Origin of the sequence: Cupriavidus sp. GA3-3 (assembly GCF_000389805.1) — a bacterium.
Taxonomy (GTDB): domain Bacteria; phylum Pseudomonadota; class Gammaproteobacteria; order Burkholderiales; family Burkholderiaceae; genus Cupriavidus; species Cupriavidus necator_D.
Window position 1 is genome coordinate 30901 of the sequence record NZ_KB944480.1, and the last position, 18722, is coordinate 49622.

Annotated in this window: 20 protein-coding genes and 1 rRNA gene; 8 read left to right on the plus strand and 13 right to left on the minus strand. The window is 66.6% G+C overall.

Annotated features, from left to right (window positions below; all coding sequences use genetic code 11):
- Positions 1-3 precede the first annotated feature (3 nt).
- Positions 4-1755 carry an ABC transporter permease subunit gene (locus tag C265_RS17395; RefSeq protein ID WP_010809895.1) on the minus strand — a complete coding sequence of 584 codons (1752 nt, stop codon included), beginning with the start codon at positions 1753-1755 and terminating at the stop codon, positions 4-6.
- Positions 1756-1966: 211 nt separating this feature from the next.
- Between C265_RS17395 and C265_RS17400 the strand changes: the two genes are divergently transcribed.
- A complete protein-coding gene (locus C265_RS17400; RefSeq protein ID WP_010809896.1) occupies positions 1967-2245 on the plus strand; it encodes an acylphosphatase in 279 nt (92 codons plus the stop codon).
- Between the two features lie 4 nt (positions 2246-2249).
- Here the strand turns inward: C265_RS17400 and C265_RS17405 are convergent, their stop codons facing one another.
- The 8 genes from C265_RS17405 to rpe all read right to left on the minus strand — a co-directional run bounded on the left by C265_RS17405 (position 2250) and on the right by rpe (position 9682).
- Complete coding sequence (locus tag C265_RS17405) at positions 2250-3026, minus strand: uracil-DNA glycosylase (protein WP_010809897.1); 777 nt, start codon at positions 3024-3026, stop codon at positions 2250-2252.
- A gap of 31 nt (positions 3027-3057) precedes the next feature.
- Entirely contained in the window at positions 3058-3687 is a 630-nt protein-coding gene (locus C265_RS17410; protein ID WP_010809898.1) for a CYTH domain-containing protein, read from the minus strand.
- Between the two features lie 121 nt (positions 3688-3808).
- Positions 3809-4612, minus strand: coding sequence for an indole-3-glycerol phosphate synthase TrpC (trpC, locus tag C265_RS17415; protein ID WP_010809899.1), 804 nt, complete (start codon positions 4610-4612; stop codon positions 3809-3811).
- An 11-nt stretch (positions 4613-4623) separates the two neighbouring features.
- Positions 4624-5649: an anthranilate phosphoribosyltransferase gene (gene trpD, locus C265_RS17420; protein ID WP_010809900.1), complete on the minus strand. Its 1026-nt coding sequence runs from the start codon at positions 5647-5649 to the stop codon at positions 4624-4626.
- Positions 5650-5711: 62 nt separating this feature from the next.
- Entirely contained in the window at positions 5712-6281 is a 570-nt protein-coding gene (locus C265_RS17425) for an aminodeoxychorismate/anthranilate synthase component II (protein WP_010809901.1), read from the minus strand.
- Positions 6282-6301: 20 nt separating this feature from the next.
- Positions 6302-7819, minus strand: a complete 1518-nt coding sequence (gene trpE / locus C265_RS17430; RefSeq protein ID WP_010809902.1) for an anthranilate synthase component I — start codon at positions 7817-7819, stop codon at positions 6302-6304.
- Between the two features lie 421 nt (positions 7820-8240).
- Complete coding sequence (gene gph / locus C265_RS17435; protein ID WP_010809903.1) at positions 8241-8984, minus strand: phosphoglycolate phosphatase; 744 nt, start codon at positions 8982-8984, stop codon at positions 8241-8243.
- Entirely contained in the window at positions 8981-9682 is a 702-nt protein-coding gene (gene rpe / locus C265_RS17440) for a ribulose-phosphate 3-epimerase (protein WP_010809904.1), read from the minus strand. The genes gph and rpe overlap by 4 nt, the downstream gene beginning before the upstream one ends.
- A gap of 241 nt (positions 9683-9923) precedes the next feature.
- Here rpe and apaG point away from each other — a divergent pair, with 241 nt between their 5' ends.
- The gene (gene apaG, locus C265_RS17445; RefSeq protein WP_010809905.1) at positions 9924-10298 is read left to right on the plus strand and encodes a Co2+/Mg2+ efflux protein ApaG; all 375 of its coding nucleotides are present in this window, start codon (positions 9924-9926) and stop codon (positions 10296-10298) included.
- A gap of 13 nt (positions 10299-10311) precedes the next feature.
- Here apaG and C265_RS17450 read toward each other — a convergent pair whose 3' ends face one another.
- A complete protein-coding gene (locus C265_RS17450) occupies positions 10312-10527 on the minus strand; it encodes a hypothetical protein (RefSeq protein WP_010809906.1) in 216 nt (71 codons plus the stop codon).
- A 115-nt stretch (positions 10528-10642) separates the two neighbouring features.
- Here C265_RS17450 and C265_RS17455 point away from each other — a divergent pair, with 115 nt between their 5' ends.
- Positions 10643-11779, plus strand: a complete 1137-nt coding sequence (locus C265_RS17455; RefSeq protein WP_010809907.1) for a murein transglycosylase A — start codon at positions 10643-10645, stop codon at positions 11777-11779.
- Between the two features lie 57 nt (positions 11780-11836).
- Here the strand turns inward: C265_RS17455 and paaK are convergent, their stop codons facing one another.
- The 3 genes from paaK to paaG are packed head-to-tail and all read right to left on the minus strand — an operon-like array spanning position 11837 to position 14508.
- A complete protein-coding gene (gene paaK / locus C265_RS17460) occupies positions 11837-13141 on the minus strand; it encodes a phenylacetate--CoA ligase PaaK (RefSeq protein WP_010809908.1) in 1305 nt (434 codons plus the stop codon).
- A gap of 49 nt (positions 13142-13190) precedes the next feature.
- Positions 13191-13643 carry a hydroxyphenylacetyl-CoA thioesterase PaaI gene (gene paaI, locus C265_RS17465; protein ID WP_010809909.1) on the minus strand — a complete coding sequence of 151 codons (453 nt, stop codon included), beginning with the start codon at positions 13641-13643 and terminating at the stop codon, positions 13191-13193.
- A 40-nt stretch (positions 13644-13683) separates the two neighbouring features.
- Positions 13684-14508: a 2-(1,2-epoxy-1,2-dihydrophenyl)acetyl-CoA isomerase PaaG gene (gene paaG, locus C265_RS17470; protein WP_052181647.1), complete on the minus strand. Its 825-nt coding sequence runs from the start codon at positions 14506-14508 to the stop codon at positions 13684-13686.
- Positions 14509-14774: 266 nt separating this feature from the next.
- Between paaG and C265_RS17475 the strand changes: the two genes are divergently transcribed.
- The 5 genes from C265_RS17475 to C265_RS17495 all read left to right on the plus strand — a co-directional run.
- Positions 14775-15560 carry an amino acid ABC transporter substrate-binding protein gene (locus C265_RS17475; RefSeq protein WP_010809911.1) on the plus strand — a complete coding sequence of 262 codons (786 nt, stop codon included), beginning with the start codon at positions 14775-14777 and terminating at the stop codon, positions 15558-15560.
- Positions 15561-15672: 112 nt separating this feature from the next.
- Positions 15673-16326, plus strand: a complete 654-nt coding sequence (locus C265_RS17480; protein WP_010809912.1) for an amino acid ABC transporter permease — start codon at positions 15673-15675, stop codon at positions 16324-16326.
- 37 nt (positions 16327-16363) lie between these two features.
- Complete coding sequence (locus tag C265_RS17485; protein ID WP_010809913.1) at positions 16364-17116, plus strand: amino acid ABC transporter ATP-binding protein; 753 nt, start codon at positions 16364-16366, stop codon at positions 17114-17116.
- Positions 17117-17209: 93 nt separating this feature from the next.
- On the plus strand, positions 17210-17986 hold the full coding sequence (locus C265_RS17490; protein ID WP_010809914.1) for an enoyl-CoA hydratase: 777 nt from the start codon (positions 17210-17212) through the stop codon (positions 17984-17986).
- Positions 17987-18560: 574 nt separating this feature from the next.
- A 16S ribosomal RNA gene (locus C265_RS17495) occupies positions 18561-18722 on the plus strand; the annotation flags it as partial.

Sequence of the window (18722 nt, forward strand, 5' to 3'; positions counted from 1 at the left end):
GCCTTACAAGCGGGTGCGCTCTTGCGCGAGTTGATACAGGCGGTTCCACAGCAGCCGGTTGAAGCCGACCACGAACAGCGCCATCACGACTATGCCCAGCGCAATGCGCGGGAAGTCGCCGCGCGCGGTGGTCTCGGCGATGTAGCTGCCGAGCCCGGTGGCGACGATGGTGCGGTCGCCCCAGGTCACATACTCGGACACGATGCTCGCGTTCCACGAGCCGCCGGCGGCGGTCACCAGCCCGGTCAGCAGGCTCGGGAACACCGCGGGGATCAGGAAGCGCTTCCACAGCAGCCAGCCACGCAGGCCGAAATTGCGCGCGGCGAGCTTCAGTTCGGTGGGAATGCCCGACGCCCCCGCGACCACGTTGAACAGGATGTACCACTGCGTGCCGAAGATCAGCAGCGGGCTCAGCCAGATCTCCGGGTTCAGCCCGAAGCGCACGATCAGCATCACCGCCAGCGGGAACATCAGGTTGGCCGGGAAGGCGGCCAGGAACTGCGCGATTGGCTGGGCAATGCGCGCCAGTTCCGGGCTCAGGCCGATGCGGATGCCGATCGGCACCCACACCAGCGCCGCCAGCGCGATCAGCACCACCACGCGCACCATCGTGATCGTGCCGAGCCACAGCACATGGCCGACTTCGGCCCAGCCCACCTCGCTGTGCACGAAGTAGCCCACGCGCAGCAACGCGGCCAATGCCACCAGCACGATCACGGCGTCGCGCACGCGGCCGAACCAAAGCGCGCGCCGCGGATTGTCCGGCTGCGCCGGGGCCTGCCCGCGGCGCGCGCCCCACGCCAGCGTGCGCCCGGCCAGCGCCGCCGTCTGCGCCAGCACTGCACCCACCCACGCCGAGCGGCGCAGCAGGTCCAGCAGCCACGACTGCGGCAGCTTGTCCTGCGCCAGGGTCTCGAAGCGGAAGCGGTCGGCCCATGCCACCAGCGGGCGGAACAGCAGCTGGTCGTACAGCAGGATGCCCGCCAGCATCGCCAGGATGGCCCAGCCGATCGCGGCCAGGTCCTGCTGCTGGATCGCCAGCGCGATATAGGAGCCGATCCCAGGCAGGCGGATGTCGTGGCCGGATACCGAGATCGCCTCGGACGCCACCACGAAGAACCAGCCGCCGGACATCGACATCATCATGTTCCACAGCAGCCCCGGCATGGCGAACGGCACTTCCAGCCGCCAGAAGCGCTGCCACGGCGACAGCCGGAACATGGCCGCCGCTTCCATCAAATCGCCCGGGATGGTGCGGAACGACTGGTACAGGCTGAACGCCATGTTCCACGCCTGCGAGGTGAAGATGGCGAAGATCGCCGCGCACTCGACCCCTGCGATATTGCCGGGAAAGAGGGCGATAAAGCCGGTCACGGTGATCGACAGGAAGCCCAGCACGGGTATCGACTGCAGGATGTCCAGCGCCGGCACCAGCACCTTCTCCGCCGTGCGGCTCTTTGACGCCAGCGCGGCAAACGCCAGCGAGAACAGCAGCGACGCCGCCAGCGCCGCCAGCATGCGGATGCTGGTGCGCATCAGGTAGTAGGGCAGGTAGGCCGCGTCCAGGTGCACCGCCAGTTGCTGGTCGGGCTGGAACGGGGCGTTCATCTGCTGCGCGGTGAACGCGATCATCACGATCACGGCCAGGATGATCGGCAGCAGGGCCAGGTCGAAGCGGTTGGGCGGGGCGCGCAGCAGCTGGCTGTCAAAGCCAGGGGCGGGCGGGGCCGCGCGGCGGTCGGCGGGTGGCATCATGGGCGCTTCTCGGGCTGTATCGAGCTTGGATGGCAAGGCTTGTGGCCCAGCCCTGATTCGCGGCCCCGGCGGACAATGGCAAAGCCCGCATGCCGCCGGCTTCACGCCGGGCGGCGCGCATCCCTTTGTAACGCCCGGCATGGCGGTCTAGTTTACTTGGTGTGGATGACAGATCGCGCACGCTGCCGGCGTGCGCCCAAAGGGAAAAGCCATGAAGAAGGAAACCTGGCGCCTGGTCGCGCATGGGCGCGTGCAGGGCGTGGGCTACCGCGCCGCCTGCGCCGACGCGGCGGACGACCTTGAGCTTGGCGGCTGGGTGCGCAACCGGCTCGACGGCACCGTCGAGGTGATGGCGCACGGCACGGTCAGGCAGCTCGAAGCCCTGCAGGCGTGGATGGAACAGGGCCCGCCGGCCGCGCAGGTGACGCTGGTCGAGGTCGGGCCTGGGGAAGGGGAGTTTGCCGGTTTCGAATTCCGGCCGACGATCTGATGGACTAGGCCGCGGTCCAGTCGACCGGCGTGCGGCCGTTCGCTTCCAGCCAGCGGTTGGCCTCGCGGAAGTGCCCGCAGCCCAGGAAGCCCCGGTGCGCCGACAGCGGCGACGGATGCGGCGCTTCCAGCACGCAGTGGCCGGCGCCCAGCAGTGGCTTCTTGGCCTGCGCGTGGCTGCCCCACAGCATGAACACAAGACTCGGGCGGCTGGCGGCGAGGTTCTGGATCAGGCAATCGGTGACGGCTTCCCAGCCTCGCCGCGCATGGCTGGCGGCCTGGCCCTGTTCCACCGTCAGCACGGTGTTGAGCAGCAGCACGCCCTGGCGCGCCCAGCCTTCCAGGTTGCCGGAGGCGCGCGGCGCGCAGTTGTCGTTGGCACCGAACTCCGCGGCGATTTCCTTGAAGATGTTGCGCAGGCTGGGCGGCACCTTGATGCCTTCCGGCACCGAGAACGCCAGCCCGTGCGCCTGCGGCAGCTCAACGCCGCCGACCGTGCCGGTGCCGTGGTAGGGGTCCTGGCCCAGGATCACCACCTTGACCGCGTCGGGCGGGGTCAGGTGCAGCGCGTGGAAGACATGGTGCGGGAATACCGGCTTGCCGGCGGCACGTTCGCCGTCGACAAAGGCGGCCAGCTCCTGCCACGCCGGCACGCGGATGCACGGGTCCAGCAATGTGCGCCAGGCGGCGGGCAGGGCGTCGGCCTGGGCCTGCAGGCTGGCGGCAGGGGACGGTTCGCCGGGGGCGCGGGGGGCTTCGGCGGCGAAGAGATCGGCTTGCATGTGTAAGGAAAGCTTGGCGGGAAAACCGCGATTATGAGGCCTTGCCTTCGGCAATTCCCGCCAGGCGGTAGCCGCGGGCGGCCTTGCTAAGGTCCGAGGGGGCCAGCGCGGCAACGGTGGCCAGCCGCGCGGCAAAGGCGCGCAGGGCATCGGCCGCGTGCGCGGCGTCGCCATCGAGCCATTCCAGTTCGAGTTCCTGGATGGGTTCCTGCGCGGCGCTGGCCGGCGCGGCGATGGTGCCGGTGTCGAGCGCGGCCTCGATGCGGGCGCCGTCCTGCGTGACCAGCCAGGTGCGGCGGACGAAGTCGGTGCGGAACACCGGTGCCAGCCGGCCGATCAGTGGCGCGAGCACGGTTTGCGCTTCCGCGGGAAAGGTTTGCAGCTCGATGGCCTCGCCGGCGATCTTCGTCTCCCATTCATGGCGCGTGGCCAGGCCGCCCTGGCTGCTGCCGGCGGTCTTCAGCGTCTGCAGCCATTGCGCGCCCTTGCGGCGCAGCCGCAGCGCGGCACGCGCCTGTGCCAGCTCACGTTGCGGGGTATCGAGGTAGACGTTGAGCAGCGTGGCTTCGCCCTGCGGGGCGCCGTTGGCGTCGAGCCAGGCGGCCAGCGGGGCCAGCGCGTCGTCGGGGACGGCGAGTTTCAGTTCGATTTCCTGGGGCATGGCAGCAGGCGATTTCAGAGGGTTGGCGAGGGCGATGTCTTTCCAGTCACCGCTAGCCGGCCCCTTCTCCCGCTTGCGGGAGAAGGGAGCAAACCGCCAGCGTGCGTCGGCAGGCGTTAGCTCAGGCAAACAGCCGTGCCAGCTCCACGCCCGGATCCGGCGCCCGCATAAACGCTTCGCCCACCAGGAACGCATGCACGTTGGCATCGCGCATGCGCTTCACATCGGCCTGGCCGAGGATGCCGGACTCGGTCACCACCAGCTTGTCGGCCGGCATATGCGGCAGCAGGTCCAGCGTGTTGTCCAGCGACACCTCGAAGGTGCGCAGGTTGCGGTTGTTCACGCCGAGCAGCGGCGTTTTCAGGCGCAGCGCCGCGTCGAGCTCGTCGTCGCCGTGCACTTCCACCAGCACATCCATGCCGAGCTCAAGCGCACAGGCTTCCAGTTCGGCCATCAGGCCCGGGTCCAGCGCGGCGACGATCAGCAGGATGCAGTCGGCGCCCCAGGTGCGCGCTTCATACACCTGGTACAGGTCGACCATGAAGTCCTTGCGCAGGGCCGGCAATGGGCAGGCGCCGCGGGCGCGCTTCAGGTAGTCGGCGTGTCCCTGGAAGAAGTTCACGTCGGTCAGCACCGATAAACAGGCAGCGCCATGGCTGGCGTAGCTTTCGGCAATGGCCTCGGGCACGAAGTGCTCGCGCAGCACGCCCTTGGACGGCGATGCCTTCTTGACCTCGGCGATCACGCCGGCCTGGCCGGCGGCGATCTTCTCGCGCAGCGCGCGCTCAAAGCCGCGCGGTGCCAGGCCCGGCTCAGTGCGCAGGCTTTCGGCCTCCGCGCGCAGGCTGGGCAGGTCGCGCTTCTTGCGTGCGGCGGCGACCTCGTCGGCCTTTACGGCCAGGATCTTTTGCAGGATGTCGGACATATTCGCGTCTCTTACTTGAACTGCTGGGTGGCGCGCACGAACTGGTCGAGCTTCTCTTGCGCCGCGCCGCTGGCAATCGCCTCGCGCGCGCGGCGGATGCCGTCTTCGACGGAGTCGGCCACGTTGGCGGCGTACAGCGCGGTGCCGGCGTTCAGCGAGACGATCTCGCGCGGCGTGCCCGGTACGTTGGTCAGCGCTTCAAGCAGCATTTCCTTCGACTCCGTCGCATCGGCCACCTTCAGGCCGCGGTTGGAGATCATCTGCAGGCCGAAGTCCTCGGGGTGGATCTCATATTCGCGCACCTCGCCGTCCTTCAGTTCGCCCACCAGCGTGGCGGCGCCAAGCGAAACCTCGTCCATGCCGTCCTTGCCGTACACCACGATGGCATGCTTCGCGCCCAGGCGCTGCATCACGCGCACCTGGATGCCGACCAGGTCGGGATGGAACACGCCCATCAGGATGTTGGGCGCATCGGCCGGGTTGGTCAGCGGGCCCAGGATATTGAAGATGGTGCGCACGCCCATCTCCTTGCGGATCGGGGCGACGTTCTTCATCGCCGGGTGGTGCGTGGGCGCGAACATGAAGCCGATGCCGGTCTCTTCGATGCACTGGCCGACCTGCTCGGGCGTCAGCATGATGTTCACGCCCAGCGCTTCCAGCACGTCCGCGCTGCCCGACTTGGAGCTGACGCCGCGGTTGCCATGCTTGGCGATCTTGGCGCCGGCGGCGGCCGCGACGAACATCGATGCGGTCGAGATATTGAAGGTGTGCGAGCCATCGCCGCCGGTGCCGACGATATCGACGAAGTTTTCGCGATCGGCCACCGGCACCTTGTTGGCGAACTCGCGCATCACCTGCGCGGCGGCGGAGATCTCGCCGATGGTTTCCTTCTTGACGCGCAGGCCGGTCAGGATTGCGGCGGCCATCACCGGCGAGATCTGCCCCTGCATGATCTGCCGCATCAGGTGCAGCATCTCGTCATGGAAGATTTCGCGGTGCTCGATGCAGCGCGTCAGGGCTTCTTGCGGCGTGATCATGGCGTTCTCGTTGACAGTCTGGATGGCGTGGTGCGGGCTGGAAGGTGCGGAATCGAGCAGTCTCATCGCGGCGCCTTGACGAAGTTGGCCAGCAGCGCATGGCCATGTTCGGACAGGATCGACTCGGGATGGAACTGCACGCCTTCAACGGCGAGCGTCTTGTGGCGCACGCCCATGATCTCGCCGTCCGGGGTCCAGGCGGTGATCTCCAGGCAATCGGGCAGGGTTTCGCGCTCGATCGCAAGTGAATGATAGCGCGTCACGTCGAAGTGCCTGGGCAGTCCGGCGAACACGCCTTGCTGCGTGGTCTCGATGGTGCTGACCTTGCCGTGCATCACCTGCTTGGCGCGGATCACCTTGCCGCCAAAGGCCTCGCCGATGGCCTGGTGGCCCAGGCACACGCCCAGCAGCGGGATCTTGCCGGCAAAGTGCTGCAGCGCCGCCACCGAGATGCCGGCTTCCTTCGGGCTGCACGGCCCGGGCGAGACGCAGATGTGGTCCGGCTTGAGCGCCTCGATCTCCTCGATGGTGATCTCGTCGTTGCGGTAGGTGCGCACGTCCTCGCCCAGTTCGCCGAAATACTGGACCAGGTTATAGGTGAACGAATCGTAGTTGTCGATCATCAGCAGCATGGCGTCTGTCTCCTGTTCTCTCAGATGTCGGAGTCCAGGCCATCCTGGACCTGCTCGGCGGCGCGGATCACGGCGCGCGCCTTGGCTTCGGTTTCCCTCCATTCGGCTTCGGGATCCGAGTCGGCAACGATGCCGGCGGCGGCTTGCACGTAGAGGTTGCCGTCCTTGACGATGCCGGTGCGGATCGCGATCGCCAGGTCCATCTCGCCGCCGAACGACAGGTAGCCCACCGCGCCGCCATAGATGCCACGCTTGCGCGGTTCCAGCTCGTCGATGATCTCCATCGCATGGACCTTGGGCGCGCCCGACAGCGTGCCGGCCGGGAAGGTCGCGCGCAGCACGTCCAGGTTGCTGATGCCTTCGCGCAGCGTGCCTTCGACCGAGCTGACGATATGCTGCACGTGCGAGTACTTCTCGATCACCATCTTGTCGGTGACCTTGACCGAACCGGTTTCGGCGATGCGGCCGATATCGTTGCGCGCAAGGTCGATCAGCATCACGTGCTCGGCGATCTCCTTCGGATCCTGCAGCAGCTCGGTGGCGAGCTGGGCGTCCTTCTCCGGCGTATTGCCACGCGGGCGCGTGCCGGCCAGCGGGCGGATGGTGACGATGTGTTCGCTGCGCATGTCGCCGTTGGTGCCGACCTTGCGTTCTTCCTGGCGCACCAGGATCTCCGGCGAGGCGCCCACCACCTGGAAGTCGCCGAAGTTGTAGAAGTACATGTACGGCGACGGGTTCAGCGAACGCAGCGCGCGGTACAGCGAAAGCGGCGCGTCACGGTAAGGCTTGACCAGGCGCTGCCCGATCTGCACCTGCATCATGTCGCCGGCCATGATGTATTCCTTGGCCTTGTGCACCGCGGCCAGGTAGTCGGCCTTGGCGAATTCGCGGTAGACCTCGGTCTGCACCGACGGGCTGGTGACCGGCACATCCACCGGCTGGCGCAGCTTCATGCGCAGCTCGCGCAGGCGCTGGCGGGCGCGCGAATAGGCTTCCGGCGTGGTCGGGTCGGCGTAGACGATCAGGTAGAGCTTGCCCGACAGGTTGTCGATGACGGCCAGTTCCTCGCACAGCAGCAGCTGGATGTCCGGCAGGTTCAGGTCATCGGGCTTGTGCGTGTCGGCGAGCTTCTTCTCGATATAGCGCACCGCGTCGTAGCCGAAGTAGCCGGCCAGGCCGCCGCAGAAGCGTGGCAGCCCCGGGCGCAGCGCCACCTTGAAGCGCTGTTCGAACTCGGCGATGAAGTCGAGCGGGTTGCCTTCGTGGGTTTCCACCACCTTGCCGTCGGTCACCACCTCGGTGCGGTTGCCGAAGGCTCGCAGCAGCGTGCGGGCATGCAGGCCGATAAACGAAAAGCGCCCGAAGCGCTCGCCGCCCACCACCGATTCCAGCAGGAAGGTGTTGACGCCGCGCGTCTGCGACTGGGCCAGCTTCAGGTACAGCGACAGCGGCGTTTCCAGGTCGGCAAAGGCCTCGGCGATCAGCGGGATGCGGTTGTAGCCCTGGTCGGCCAGCGATTTGAATTCCAGTTCGGTCATGTCGGTCCTCTTGTGCGGCGCGCGCTGCGCGGTGGAGGGGCGCGGCGCCGCTTGTCGGCAATCAGGCTGGAGCGAATGGATACCCGCCCCGTTGGCGGGCCGTGGTGCAAGCGGCTTGCGGACAAGACTGCACACGGCCGGGGAAGGGCGTGCGGCGCGTTCTTGAGCTAAACGTAGCACACGAATATGGCGGCTACGCTGGCTTGCGGCGGGTTTTGGTGGGAATGCCCGGCAGCTGGGCCGGTGTGGCGAGGCCCTCGGGTCGAGGGCTCGTCAGCAGACTCGCGAACGCACTTTACGCCTGTTGGGAGGCGCGCCAGCGACGCCAGGGCCAAGCCTGCCGATCACTGCCAGAAGAGATGCGTTTGCGGTTGAGAAACATGAAATGTTTGGGGTTTGGTCGGGATCGACGAAATTCGGACTATCGATGACCTGCCCAGTGTGCTGCAAACAGCGCTGCGGCGTGGGCAATGGAGTCGACTATACCATCGGCGTCAACGGCTTGTACAGGGTTGCCATGGTTGTAGCCATAGGGCACCAGCAGCACGCCCATGCCGGCCGCGCGGGCCGCCTGCGCGTCGTTTTCCGAGTCGCCCAGCGCCGCCATTGCCGACGGCTCCAGCCCGAAGGCGTCGGCCACTTTCAGCAGCGGGAAGGGGTCGGGCTTGCGCAGCGGGAAGGCGTCGCCACCGTAGACCAGCTCGAAGTACTGGGCGAGGCCGGTCTTGGCCAGCAGCGGCTCGGTGAAGCTGTAGGGCTTGTTGGTCACGCAGGCCAGGCGCAGCCCGGCCGCCTTCATCGCCGCCAGGCCTTCGCGCACGCCGGGGTAGACCTGCGAGAACTGGCCGTTGATGCGGATGTACTCGCGGTCGTACAGCGCATAGGCGTCGGCGAACAGGCTGTTGGCGTGCAGCGGCGAGAAGCGCGCGTCCAGCACGCGCCGGATCAGGTTTTCCGAGCCCTTGCCGACATAGCTGACGATCTCCGCCTCCGACATCGGCGCTGCCGGCCCCAGGTTGGGGTGCTGGCGGCCCAGCGCCAGCAGCATGGCGTTGATCGAGGCGTGGAAGTCGCCCGCGGTGTCGACCATGGTGCCGTCGAGGTCGACGATCACGCCTTCGATGCCGCGCCAGTCGTTGCGGCGCAGGAACACTCCCTCGGTCATTGCCCGGCCTTGGCCAGTTCGCCGCGCAGCGCCGAGATGATGCCGCGGTAACCGCCGTCCGCATCGGGCTTGCCGAACACGGCCGAGCCCGCCACGAAGGTGTCGGCGCCGGCCGCGGCGATCTCGGCGATGTTGTCTACCTTCACGCCGCCGTCCACTTCCAGCAGGATGGTGCGGCCGGTGCGGGCGGTGTACTCATCGATGCGCTGGCGCACGGCGCGCAGCTTGTTGAGCGTCTCGGGAATGAACGACTGGCCGCCGAAGCCCGGGTTGACCGACATCAGCAGGATCACGTCCAGGCGGTCCATCACGTGGTCCAGGTGGTGCAGCGGCGTGGCCGGGTTGAACACCAGGCCGGCCTGGCAGCCGTGGTCGCGGATCAGCGCGAGCGAGCGGTCCACGTGCTCGCTGGCTTCCGGGTGGAAGGTGATGATATTGGCGCCCGCCTTGGCAAAGTCCGGGATGATCCGGTCCACCGGGCGCACCATCAGGTGCACGTCGATCGGCGCGGTCACGTGCGGGCGGATCGCCTCGCACACCAGCGGGCCCACGGTCAGGTTGGGCACGTAATGGTTGTCCATCACGTCGAAGTGGATCCAGTCGGCGCCGGCCTCGGTCACGCGGCGCACTTCCTCGCCCAGGCGGGCAAAGTCGGCGGACAGGATGGACGGGGCGATGCGGTAGGTGGGCGTGCTCATGTCGGCGGCTAGGAGGTGGGGTGCTGGGGAATGCTGTTTTTTGCGTCTCTGGCGCGCCCAGGGGCGGGCGCCAGAGGGGATCAGGCGGGGCGTCCGGCGCGGCCCGGACCTGAAAGGGCTATATTCTACCGCTGCCCCGGCGCTCGGTGATCTTGCCCGTGCTCTTGCCCGTGCCGCGGCCATCCCGCACAATGCGGCTACCCACTTCCCTGCCTGGCGCCTCACGCCGGCCCTGCCCACGATGAGCGAGTACGCTTTCTCCGTCTCGGTACGCACCCAGTACCTGCCGGACCAGTCAGAACCTGAGCGCGGGCGCCATGCCTTCGCCTACACCATTACCATCCACAATACCGGCGAGGTGGCGGCGCAGCTGATCTCGCGCCACTGGGTCATCACCGACAGCGACAACGGCACGCAGGAAGTGGCGGGCCTGGGCGTGGTCGGCCACCAGCCGCTGCTCAAGCCGGGCGAGCATTTCGAATACACCAGCTGGGCCACCATCTCGACCCCGGTGGGATCGATGAAGGGCGAATACTTCTGCGTGGCCGAGGACGGCCACCGCTTCGAGGTGCCGATCCCTGAATTCGCGCTGGTGCTGCCGCGCATGCTGCACTGACCCTGCCGGGAACCTATTGGCGCGATGCGCTGTCCTGATCCTGCGGCGGCGCTTGAGCGGCGCCCTGCGCCGGCTGGCGCGACGGATGCTCGGACGGGGCGCGCGTGGGACGCGGGTTCTTTTTCGCCGTGCCCATGGTCCAGACCACGATAAAGATCAGCAGGAACAGCGCCACGCCGGCTTCCAGGGCGAACAGCAGCATGGGATGGGCTTCGAAGAACTTGCTCATGGCGGATGCAGCGCAGGCCCGCGGGGGCGCAGGCGGTGGTTGAAGGATGACGGTGGGATTGTAGGGGCAATCGGCCCCGCAAGCTGCGCCGGCCCGGATTTTGAACAATAGCAAGATGGCATACGCAGACTCTTTCCCGATTTCCCCGGTTTCTCCCTGGCGCTCGCTGCGCATTCGCGGCTGGCTGGCGCTGTCCGGCGCGGCCGTGCTGCTGGCCGGCTGCATGAGCGGCCCGCCGCCGCGCATCGAGACCGGCCCGGCCGGCACCACGCCGCCGACGGCCTCGTCGCAGAAAGGCAGTCTGCAGGCCGCCAGCTGGGCCGAGATCGGCGGCTGGGCCCAGGACGACGTGCGCGCCGCCTGGCCCGCGCTGCAGGCCAGCTGCCAGGCGCTGAAGAAGCGCGCCGAGTGGAGCCGCGCCTGTGCCGCCGGCATGATGGTCGATGCCGGCAACCTCAACGCCATGCGCGCCTATTTCGAAAGCAACTTCCAGCCGTACCGCGTGGTCAACGGCGATGGCACTGACTACGGCCTGATCACCGGCTACTACGAACCGATCCTGCACGGCTCGCGCACGCGCCAGGGCAAGTTCCAGGTGCCGCTGTACCGCAAGCCGGCGCAGTTCGGCAACCGCCCGCTGCCGGCCCGCGCCGAGCTGCTGCAGAACCCGGCCATGCGCGGCAGCGAGCTGGTCTGGGTGGATGACGCGGTCGAGGCCGCCTTCCTGCAGATCCAGGGCTCGGGCCGCATCCGCATGGCCGATGGCAGCATCATGCGGGTGGGCTTCGGCGGCACCAACGAACAGCCGTTCCGCTCCTTCGGCAAATGGCTGCTGGACCGCGGCGAGATCACGCCGGCACAGGCCACCATGCAGGGCATCAAGGCGTGGGCGCGCGCCAACCCGGGCCGCGTCGACGAGATGCTCAACATCAACCCGCGCTTTGTCTTCTTCCGCGAGCTGCCGGCCAACAACGACGGCCCGGTGGGCGCGCTGGGCGTGCCGCTGACCGCGGAGCGCTCGATCGCGGTCGACCCGGCCACCATCCCGCTGGGGGTGCCGGTATTCCTGTCGACCACGCGCCCGCTGTCGACCGAGCCGATCCAGCGGCTGATGTTCGCGCAGGACACCGGCAGCGCCATCAAGGGCGGGGTGCGCGCGGATTTCTTCTGGGGTGCGGGCGATGCCGCCGGCGAGACCGCGGGCCGCATGAAGCAGGGCGGCCGCATGTGGGTGCTGATGCCGCGCAGCTGACCTCGGCAACGCAAAAAGGGCGCCATCGCGGCGCCCTTTCTTCATGGTGGACAGCCCTCAGCGCGGGCGCTGGTCGACGATCCGCCGCGCCTTGCCCACCGAGCGCTCGACGCCGCCCTCCGGCAGCACCTCGATGCCGGCGGTGACGCCGATATAGGCCTTGATCTCCTGCGCCAGCCGCTCGCGCGCGCCTTGCGCCAGCGCGGGCTCGCTGCCGTGGGCGCATTCCACGCGCACCGTCAGCGTGTCCATGTGGCCGTCCTTGGCCAGCACGCACTGGTAGTGCGGCGCCAGCTCGGCGTGCTTGAGGATCTGTTCCTCGATCTGCGACGGGAACACGTTGACCCCGCGCACGATCATCATGTCGTCGGTGCGGCCGGTGATCTTCTCCATGCGGCGGAATGCCGGGCGCGCCGTGCCCGGCAGCAGCCGGGTCAGGTCGCGGGTGCGGTAGCGCACCACAGGCATCGCCTCCTTGGTCAGCGAGGTGAACACCAGCTCGCCGAACTCCCCGTCGGGCAGCACTGCGCCGGTGTCGGGATCGATGATCTCGGGGTAGAAATGGTCTTCCCAGATGGTCGGCCCGTCCTTGGTCTCGGCGCACTCATTGGCCACGCCCGGGCCCATCACCTCTGACAGGCCATAGATATCGACTGCCGAGATGCCCATGCGCTTCTCGATCGCCAGCCGCATTTCCGGCGTCCACGGCTCCGCGCCGAAGATGCCCACGCGCAGCGAGCTGCTGGCCGGGTCGATGCCCTGGCGCTCGAACTCGTCGGCGATCGCCAGCATATAGCTGGGCGTCACCATGATGACCTCGGGCTTGAAGTCCTGGATCAGCTGCACCTGGCGCTCGGTCTGGCCGCCGCCGAAGGGGATCGCGGTCAGGCCGGCCTTTTCCACGCCGTAGTGGGCGCCCAGGCCGCCGGTAAAGAGCCCGTAGCCGTAGCTGATGTGCACCTTGTCGCCGCGCCGCGCGCCCGAGGCGCGGATCGAGCGCGCCATCACCGTGGCCCAGTTGTCGATGTCCTGGAGCGTGTAGCCGACCACGGTGGGCTTGCCGGTGGTGCCGGACGAGGCGTGGATGCGCGCCACGCGGTCCTGCGGCACCGCGAACATGCCGAACGGGTAGTTGTCGCGCAGGTCCTGCTTGCTGGTGAACGGGAAGCGCGCCAGGTCGGCCAGCGAATGCAGCTGGTCGGGGTGGACCCCGGCTTCGTCGAACTTGCGGCGGTACACCGGCGAATTGGCGTAGGCGTGGTTGAGCGACCATCTCAGCCGCTCCAGCTGCAAGGCCTGCAGCTCGGCGCGGCTGGCGGTCTCGATCGCATCCAGGGGCAGATCGGTCAGGCGCGTGCTCATGTCGTCTCCTGCACGGGGGCGTTTATCTTAAGTATCTTGCCGGATTTGCTCAGGTGCCTTCCGTCCCTTCCGGCGGCGGCACCACATGTCCCCTGATCTGCGCCGACTTGCCGCGGAACATCGCCACCACCTGGCCCGCGGCGTTGGTCACGCGGATATCGTAGATGCCGTGCCGGCCGGACAGGACCTGCTCGGTGGCCTCGGCGGTCAGCACGTCGCCGCCGTGCACGGGCTTGAGGAACTCGATGCTGCAACCTGCCGCCACGGTGTTGATGTTATGGCTGTTGCAGGCAAAAGCGAAGGTCGAATCGGCCAGCGTGAACATCAGGCCGCCGTGGCAGATGCCGTGCCCGTTGAGGAATTCCTTGCGCACCGGCATGGTCAGCCGGGCGTAGCCGGGCCGCACGGCCTCGACCGTGATGCCCAGCCAGCGGCTGCAGGTGTCGGCTTCATACATGGCGGCGGCGGCCGCTTCGGCGAGGGCCTGGGGGTCCTGTTTCAAGCTGGTCTCCTATATAGAGTGGCGGGCAGGCCCGCGCGGCTTACTTGCCGGTGAAGTGCGGGGCGCGCTTTTCGAGGAAGGCGTTGACGCCCTCAGCATAGTCGGCGGACTGGCCGAGCTCGCGCTGCAGGTCGCGCTCCAGGTCCAGCTGGGCGTCCAGCGTGGCGGTGGCGCTGGCATGCATGGCGCGCTTGATCGCGGCCAGCGCGCGGGTCGGCTGCCCGGCCAGGTGCGTGGCCAGCGCCAGCGCCTGTTCCGGCAGCAGCGGGTCGTCCATGGTCTCCCAGACCAGCCCCCATTTCTCGGCCTCTTCGGCGCTCAGCCGCTCGCCGGTCATGGCCAGGCCCAGCGCGCGCGCCATGCCGATGCGCTTCGGCAGCAGCCAGGTGCCGCCCGAATCCGGCACCAGCCCGATCTTGACGAAAGCCTGGATAAAGCTGGCCGAGCGCGCCGCCAGCACCATGTCGCAGGCCAGCGCCAGGTTGGCCCCGGCGCCGGCCGCGGTGCCGTTGACCGCGGCCACCACCGGCAGCGGCAGGGCCTGCAGCCGGCGGATCAGCGGGTTGAACCAGGTATCGATCAGCTCGCCCAGGTCGGTCATGTGCCCCGGCGTGAAATCCAGGTCGGCCAGGTCCTGGCCGGCGCAGAAGCCACGGCCCGCACCGGTCAGCAGCAGGGCGCGCGCGCCGCCGGCCTCGACATGGTCGAGCGCCTGCTGCAGCGCCTGGTGCATCGCGCGGGTGAAGCTGTTGAGCTTGTCGGGGCGGTTCAGGGTGATCACGGCCACCGGGCCCTGCCATTGCAGCAAGACCGGGCCGGCATCGATGCTGACCGGCTGGCCAGCGGAGGTGGACATCGGGGGCATTGGGTTGTCTCCTGCCGGATATTTTGTCGCGGTCGGCGCGGGCGGCTGTTGTCGACGGCGCCTCTTAAATAAACCGACCAGTCGGTCGGCAAATGTTAGCACTATTTTGGGCTGCCGGTTGGCACGTGGCTTCCAAGGCCGGCAGGGTCCGCAATGCCGGGCGCGGGCGTCGCTCTATAATCGCGCTGCCAACAACAATCTGAAACCTGCCGGCCGACATCTGTGTGCGGATCCCGGCATGCTCGCCTATTCGCATTGGAATTCCTATGAAGAAGATCGCTGCATTACTCCTGATTTCGTCCGTGGCCCTGTTTGCGGCGTGCGGCAAGAAAGAAGCGGCCTCCGCTGCCGGCGCCGACACGGCCACCAAGATCATTGTCGGCCTGGACGACAACTTCCCGCCCATGGGTTTTCGCGATAACAACAACGAGCTGGTCGGCTTCGATATCGACATGGCCAAGGAGGCCAGCCGCCGTCTCGGCATGACGGTCGAGTTCAAGCCGATCGACTGGAGCGCCAAGGAGGCGGAACTTAACGGCAAGCGCGTGGATGTGCTGTGGAACGGGCTGACCATCACCGAAGAGCGCAAGAAGAACATCAGCTTCACCGCGCCCTATATGACCAACCACCAGATCGTCATCGTCGGTGCCAGCTCGCCGGTGAAAGCCAAGGCCGACCTGGCCGGCCGCATCGTCGGCGCGCAGGACGGCAGCAGCGCGGTGGATGCGATCAAGAAGGAAAGCCAGGTCGCCGCCAGTCTGAAGGAACTCAAGACCTTCGGCGATAACGTGACGGCGCTGATGGACCTGTCGACCGGCCGCCTTGACGCAATTGTGGTGGATGAAGTGGTAGGCCGCTACCTGATCAGCAAGCGTGCCGGCGAATACAAGGTGCTGGAGGAAAACTTCGGCACGGAAGAATATGGCGTCGGCGTGCGCAAGGATGACGCCGAGCTGCTCGGCAAGCTCGACAAGACCCTGGCCTCGATGAAGCAGGATGGCACGGCAGCCCGCATCGCCACCCAGTGGTTCGGCACTGACATCACCAAGTAATCCAGACGCTGCGTGACGCCCTGCGCCGTTCAGGCAGGGCGCCGCGCCATGTCCGGACCCAGGGCGCCGTCCCGGCGCCCGGGATCCCACCTCCTTCTTGTTTCGCGCGAGCATGGACTACGTCTTATCTCTTCTGGCGCCATTGGCGCAGGGTGCGCAAGTCACGCTCACACTATTCGCCATCACGCTCGCCCTGTCAGTGCCGCTGGGGCTGGCGCTGGCGCTGGCACGCATCTCGTCATGGCCGTGGCTGAGCGGCCTGGTCAATGGCTATATCTGGCTGATGCGCGGCACGCCGCTGATGCTGCAGATGCTGTTTATTTATTTCGCACTGCCGTTCGTGCCCGTCATCGGCGTGCGCCTGCCTGACTTTCCCGCGGCGGTGGTGGCTTTCGCCCTGAACTACGCGGCCTATTTCGCGGAAATCTTCCGCGCCGGGATCAAGTCGGTCGATCGCGGCCAGTATGAGGCCAGCAAGGCGCTGGGCATGACCTATTTCCAGACCATGCGGCGGGTCGTGCTGCCGCAGATGGTCAGCCGGGTGTTGCCGCCGGTCAGCAATGAAACCATTACGCTGATCAAGGACACGTCCCTGATCTACGTGCTGGCCCTCAACGATATTCTTCGCACCGCGCGCGGCATCGTGCAGCGGGATTTCACCACCACGCCTTTTCTGGTCGCTGCGCTCTTCTATCTGGTGATGACGCTGATTCTGACCTGGTTCTTCCAGAATCTCGAAAAACGCTATGCCAAACATGATGACTAGCCCGACCGGCGCCAATTCCCACAATGCGCCCGGCATCATGATCGCGGCGCGGGATCTGTTCAAATCGTTCGGGCCACTGGAGGTCTTGCGCGGTGTCTCCCTGACCTTGCGCAAGGGGGATGTCACCGCGGTGATCGGGCCCTCGGGCTCGGGCAAGAGTACCTTGCTGCGCTGCCTGAATCATCTTGAGGTGATTGACCGCGGCACCCTTGAAATCGAAGGCGAGGCGCTGACGGCCGCCGGCCCTGACGGCACAGCCAGATATGTGCCGGACGCTGAAGTGCGGCGCATCTGCCGGAAGATGGGCATGGTGTTCCAGTCGTTCAACCTGTTTCCGCATATGACGGTGCTGCAGAACATCATCGAAGCCCCCATGACCGTCAAGGGACTGGCGCGCGACGCGGTGGTGCCCAAGGCCGAAGAGCTGCTGCGCAAGGTCGGCCTGCTGGCCAAGCGGGACAGCTACCCGGCGCGCCTGTCCGGCGGCCAGAAGCAGCGGGTGGCGATTGCGCGGGCGCTGGCCATGGAGCCCGACATCATGCTGTTCGACGAGCCGACCTCGGCGCTGGACCCGGAACTGACCGGGGAGGTGCTGCGCACCATGCGGCAACTGGCCGAAGAACATATGACCATGCTGGTCGTCACGCATGAGATGGGGTTTGCGCGGGAAGTGGCAAACCACGTCGTGTTCATGGATGAGGGCAGGATTCTTGAGGAAGGGTCGCCTGAGGAAGTGTTCGGGACCCCAGCTCACGCGCGCACCCGCGAATTCCTGGCGCACATGCTCTAGGGGGCGCCTGCGCCGCCACGCCACAACAGGTGGCAGAATAGCCCGCAGCCGGTGGCGACAGTGCCATCCGCCTGCAAATACATAGGAGAAGACATGCCGTACGAAAACATCCTGGTCGAAACCCGTGGCCGTGTTGGCCTGGTCACGCTGAACCGCCCGAAGGCCCTGAACGCGCTCAATGACGCGCTGATGGACGAGCTTGGCGCCGCGCTGACCGCCTTCGACCAGGATGAGGGCATCGGCGCCATCGTCATTACCGGCAGCGAGCGCGCCTTTGCCGCCGGCGCCGATATCGGCATGATGGCCAAGTATTCCTTCATGGATGTGTACAAGGGCGATTACATCACGCGCAACTGGGAAACCATCCGCAAGATCCGCAAGCCGGTGATTGCCGGCGTGGCCGGCTATGCGCTGGGCGGCGGCTGCGAGCTGGCGATGATGTGCGACATCATCATCGCGGCGGATTCGGCCAAGTTCGGCCAGCCCGAGGTGAAGCTGGGCACCATGCCCGGCGCCGGCGGCACCCAGCGCCTGCCGCGCGCGGTGTCCAAGGCCAAGGCCATGGACCTGTGCCTGACCTCGCGCATGATGGATGCCGCCGAAGCCGAGCGCTCGGGCCTGGTATCGCGCGTGGTACCGGCCGACAAGCTGCTGGACGAAGTGCTGGCGGCTGCCGAAACCATCGCCGGGTTCTCGCTGCCGGTGGTCATGATGATCAAGGAGTCGGTCAACGCCGCCTACGAGACCACGCTGGCCGAAGGCGTGCACTTCGAGCGCCGGCTGTTCCATGCCACCTTCGCCAGCGAAGACCAGAAGGAAGGCATGGCTGCTTTCGTCGAGAAGCGCAGCCCGAATTTCCAGCATCGCTAAGGCCCGGATCAGGGAATACCCGAGGGCAGTGCGGGGGTATTATGTTTCTCCCGCACTCGTCATTTCGGGGATTTCCTTTGCCACTCAATGGCTTACGACATAATCCCCGGAACCCCTAGCGGATCGTTGTGACAAAGTTGTTGCAAGGTGCGCGAATCCGGCCTAATATTCGCCCCCTCGCAACACACAACGCAGCGCTGCAAAGCAGACGCAGCAAGGGATGCGGGGTCGACCGGGATGGTTGGCGCAGCGAAGTTGGCGCGCTGGCCGCAGCAAAAAAAGATGCTGAAACGGTTGACGAAGCGAAGAAAGCTCTGCATAATCTCGTTTCTCTGCTGCAGACAACGCAGCGGCGCTGAACGGCAAAGCCGGCGGCGAAGTTCTTTAACAACCAAACAACCGATAAGTGTGGGCGCTGGGTAGCGGACGCCGCTGTCTTCGGACAGTGTTGCTTCACAAGTTATACAGTGCTCGCACAGCAAAACGTGACTGGATCTTCGGATCTGGTCAGTCAGTTTTCTGAGAGTGAGCGACCGCTCGAAAGAGCGAGGACCTTCGGGTCCACACAGAGATTGAACTGAAGAGTTTGATCCTGGCTCAGATTGAACGCTGGCGGCATGCCTTACACATGCAAGTCGAACGGCAGCACGGGCTTCGGCCTGGTGGCGAGTGGCGAACGGGTGAGTAATACATCGGAACGTGCCCTGTAGTGGGGGATAACTAGTCGAAAGATTAG

Bases quoted from the DNA above. Each gene is read 5' to 3' on its own strand.
- rpe (WP_010809904.1), bottom strand. From the start codon at position 9,682: ATGAGCACGCCCACCTACCGCATCGCCCCGTCCATCCTGTCCGCCGAC.
- trpE (WP_010809902.1), bottom strand. From the start codon at position 7,819: ATGACCGAACTGGAATTCAAATCGCTGGCCGACCAGGGCTACAACCGC.
- trpC (WP_010809899.1), bottom strand. From the start codon at position 4,612: ATGTCCGACATCCTGCAAAAGATCCTGGCCGTAAAGGCCGACGAGGTC.
- gph (WP_010809903.1), bottom strand. From the start codon at position 8,984: ATGACCGAGGGAGTGTTCCTGCGCCGCAACGACTGGCGCGGCATCGAA.
- C265_RS17490 (WP_010809914.1), top strand. From the start codon at position 17,210: ATGCCGTACGAAAACATCCTGGTCGAAACCCGTGGCCGTGTTGGCCTG.
- C265_RS17395 (WP_010809895.1), bottom strand. From the start codon at position 1,755: ATGATGCCACCCGCCGACCGCCGCGCGGCCCCGCCCGCCCCTGGCTTT.
- C265_RS17450 (WP_010809906.1), bottom strand. From the start codon at position 10,527: ATGAGCAAGTTCTTCGAAGCCCATCCCATGCTGCTGTTCGCCCTGGAA.
- C265_RS17475 (WP_010809911.1), top strand. From the start codon at position 14,775: ATGAAGAAGATCGCTGCATTACTCCTGATTTCGTCCGTGGCCCTGTTT.
- paaK (WP_010809908.1), bottom strand. From the start codon at position 13,141: ATGAGCACGCGCCTGACCGATCTGCCCCTGGATGCGATCGAGACCGCC.
- apaG (WP_010809905.1), top strand. From the start codon at position 9,924: ATGAGCGAGTACGCTTTCTCCGTCTCGGTACGCACCCAGTACCTGCCG.
- trpD (WP_010809900.1), bottom strand. From the start codon at position 5,649: ATGATCACGCCGCAAGAAGCCCTGACGCGCTGCATCGAGCACCGCGAA.
- C265_RS17425 (WP_010809901.1), bottom strand. From the start codon at position 6,281: ATGCTGCTGATGATCGACAACTACGATTCGTTCACCTATAACCTGGTC.
- C265_RS17410 (WP_010809898.1), bottom strand. From the start codon at position 3,687: ATGCCCCAGGAAATCGAACTGAAACTCGCCGTCCCCGACGACGCGCTG.
- C265_RS17485 (WP_010809913.1), top strand. From the start codon at position 16,364: ATGATCGCGGCGCGGGATCTGTTCAAATCGTTCGGGCCACTGGAGGTC.
- C265_RS17480 (WP_010809912.1), top strand. From the start codon at position 15,673: ATGGACTACGTCTTATCTCTTCTGGCGCCATTGGCGCAGGGTGCGCAA.
- C265_RS17455 (WP_010809907.1), top strand. From the start codon at position 10,643: ATGGCATACGCAGACTCTTTCCCGATTTCCCCGGTTTCTCCCTGGCGC.
- C265_RS17400 (WP_010809896.1), top strand. From the start codon at position 1,967: ATGAAGAAGGAAACCTGGCGCCTGGTCGCGCATGGGCGCGTGCAGGGC.
- paaG (WP_052181647.1), bottom strand. From the start codon at position 14,508: ATGCCCCCGATGTCCACCTCCGCTGGCCAGCCGGTCAGCATCGATGCC.
- C265_RS17405 (WP_010809897.1), bottom strand. From the start codon at position 3,026: ATGCAAGCCGATCTCTTCGCCGCCGAAGCCCCCCGCGCCCCCGGCGAA.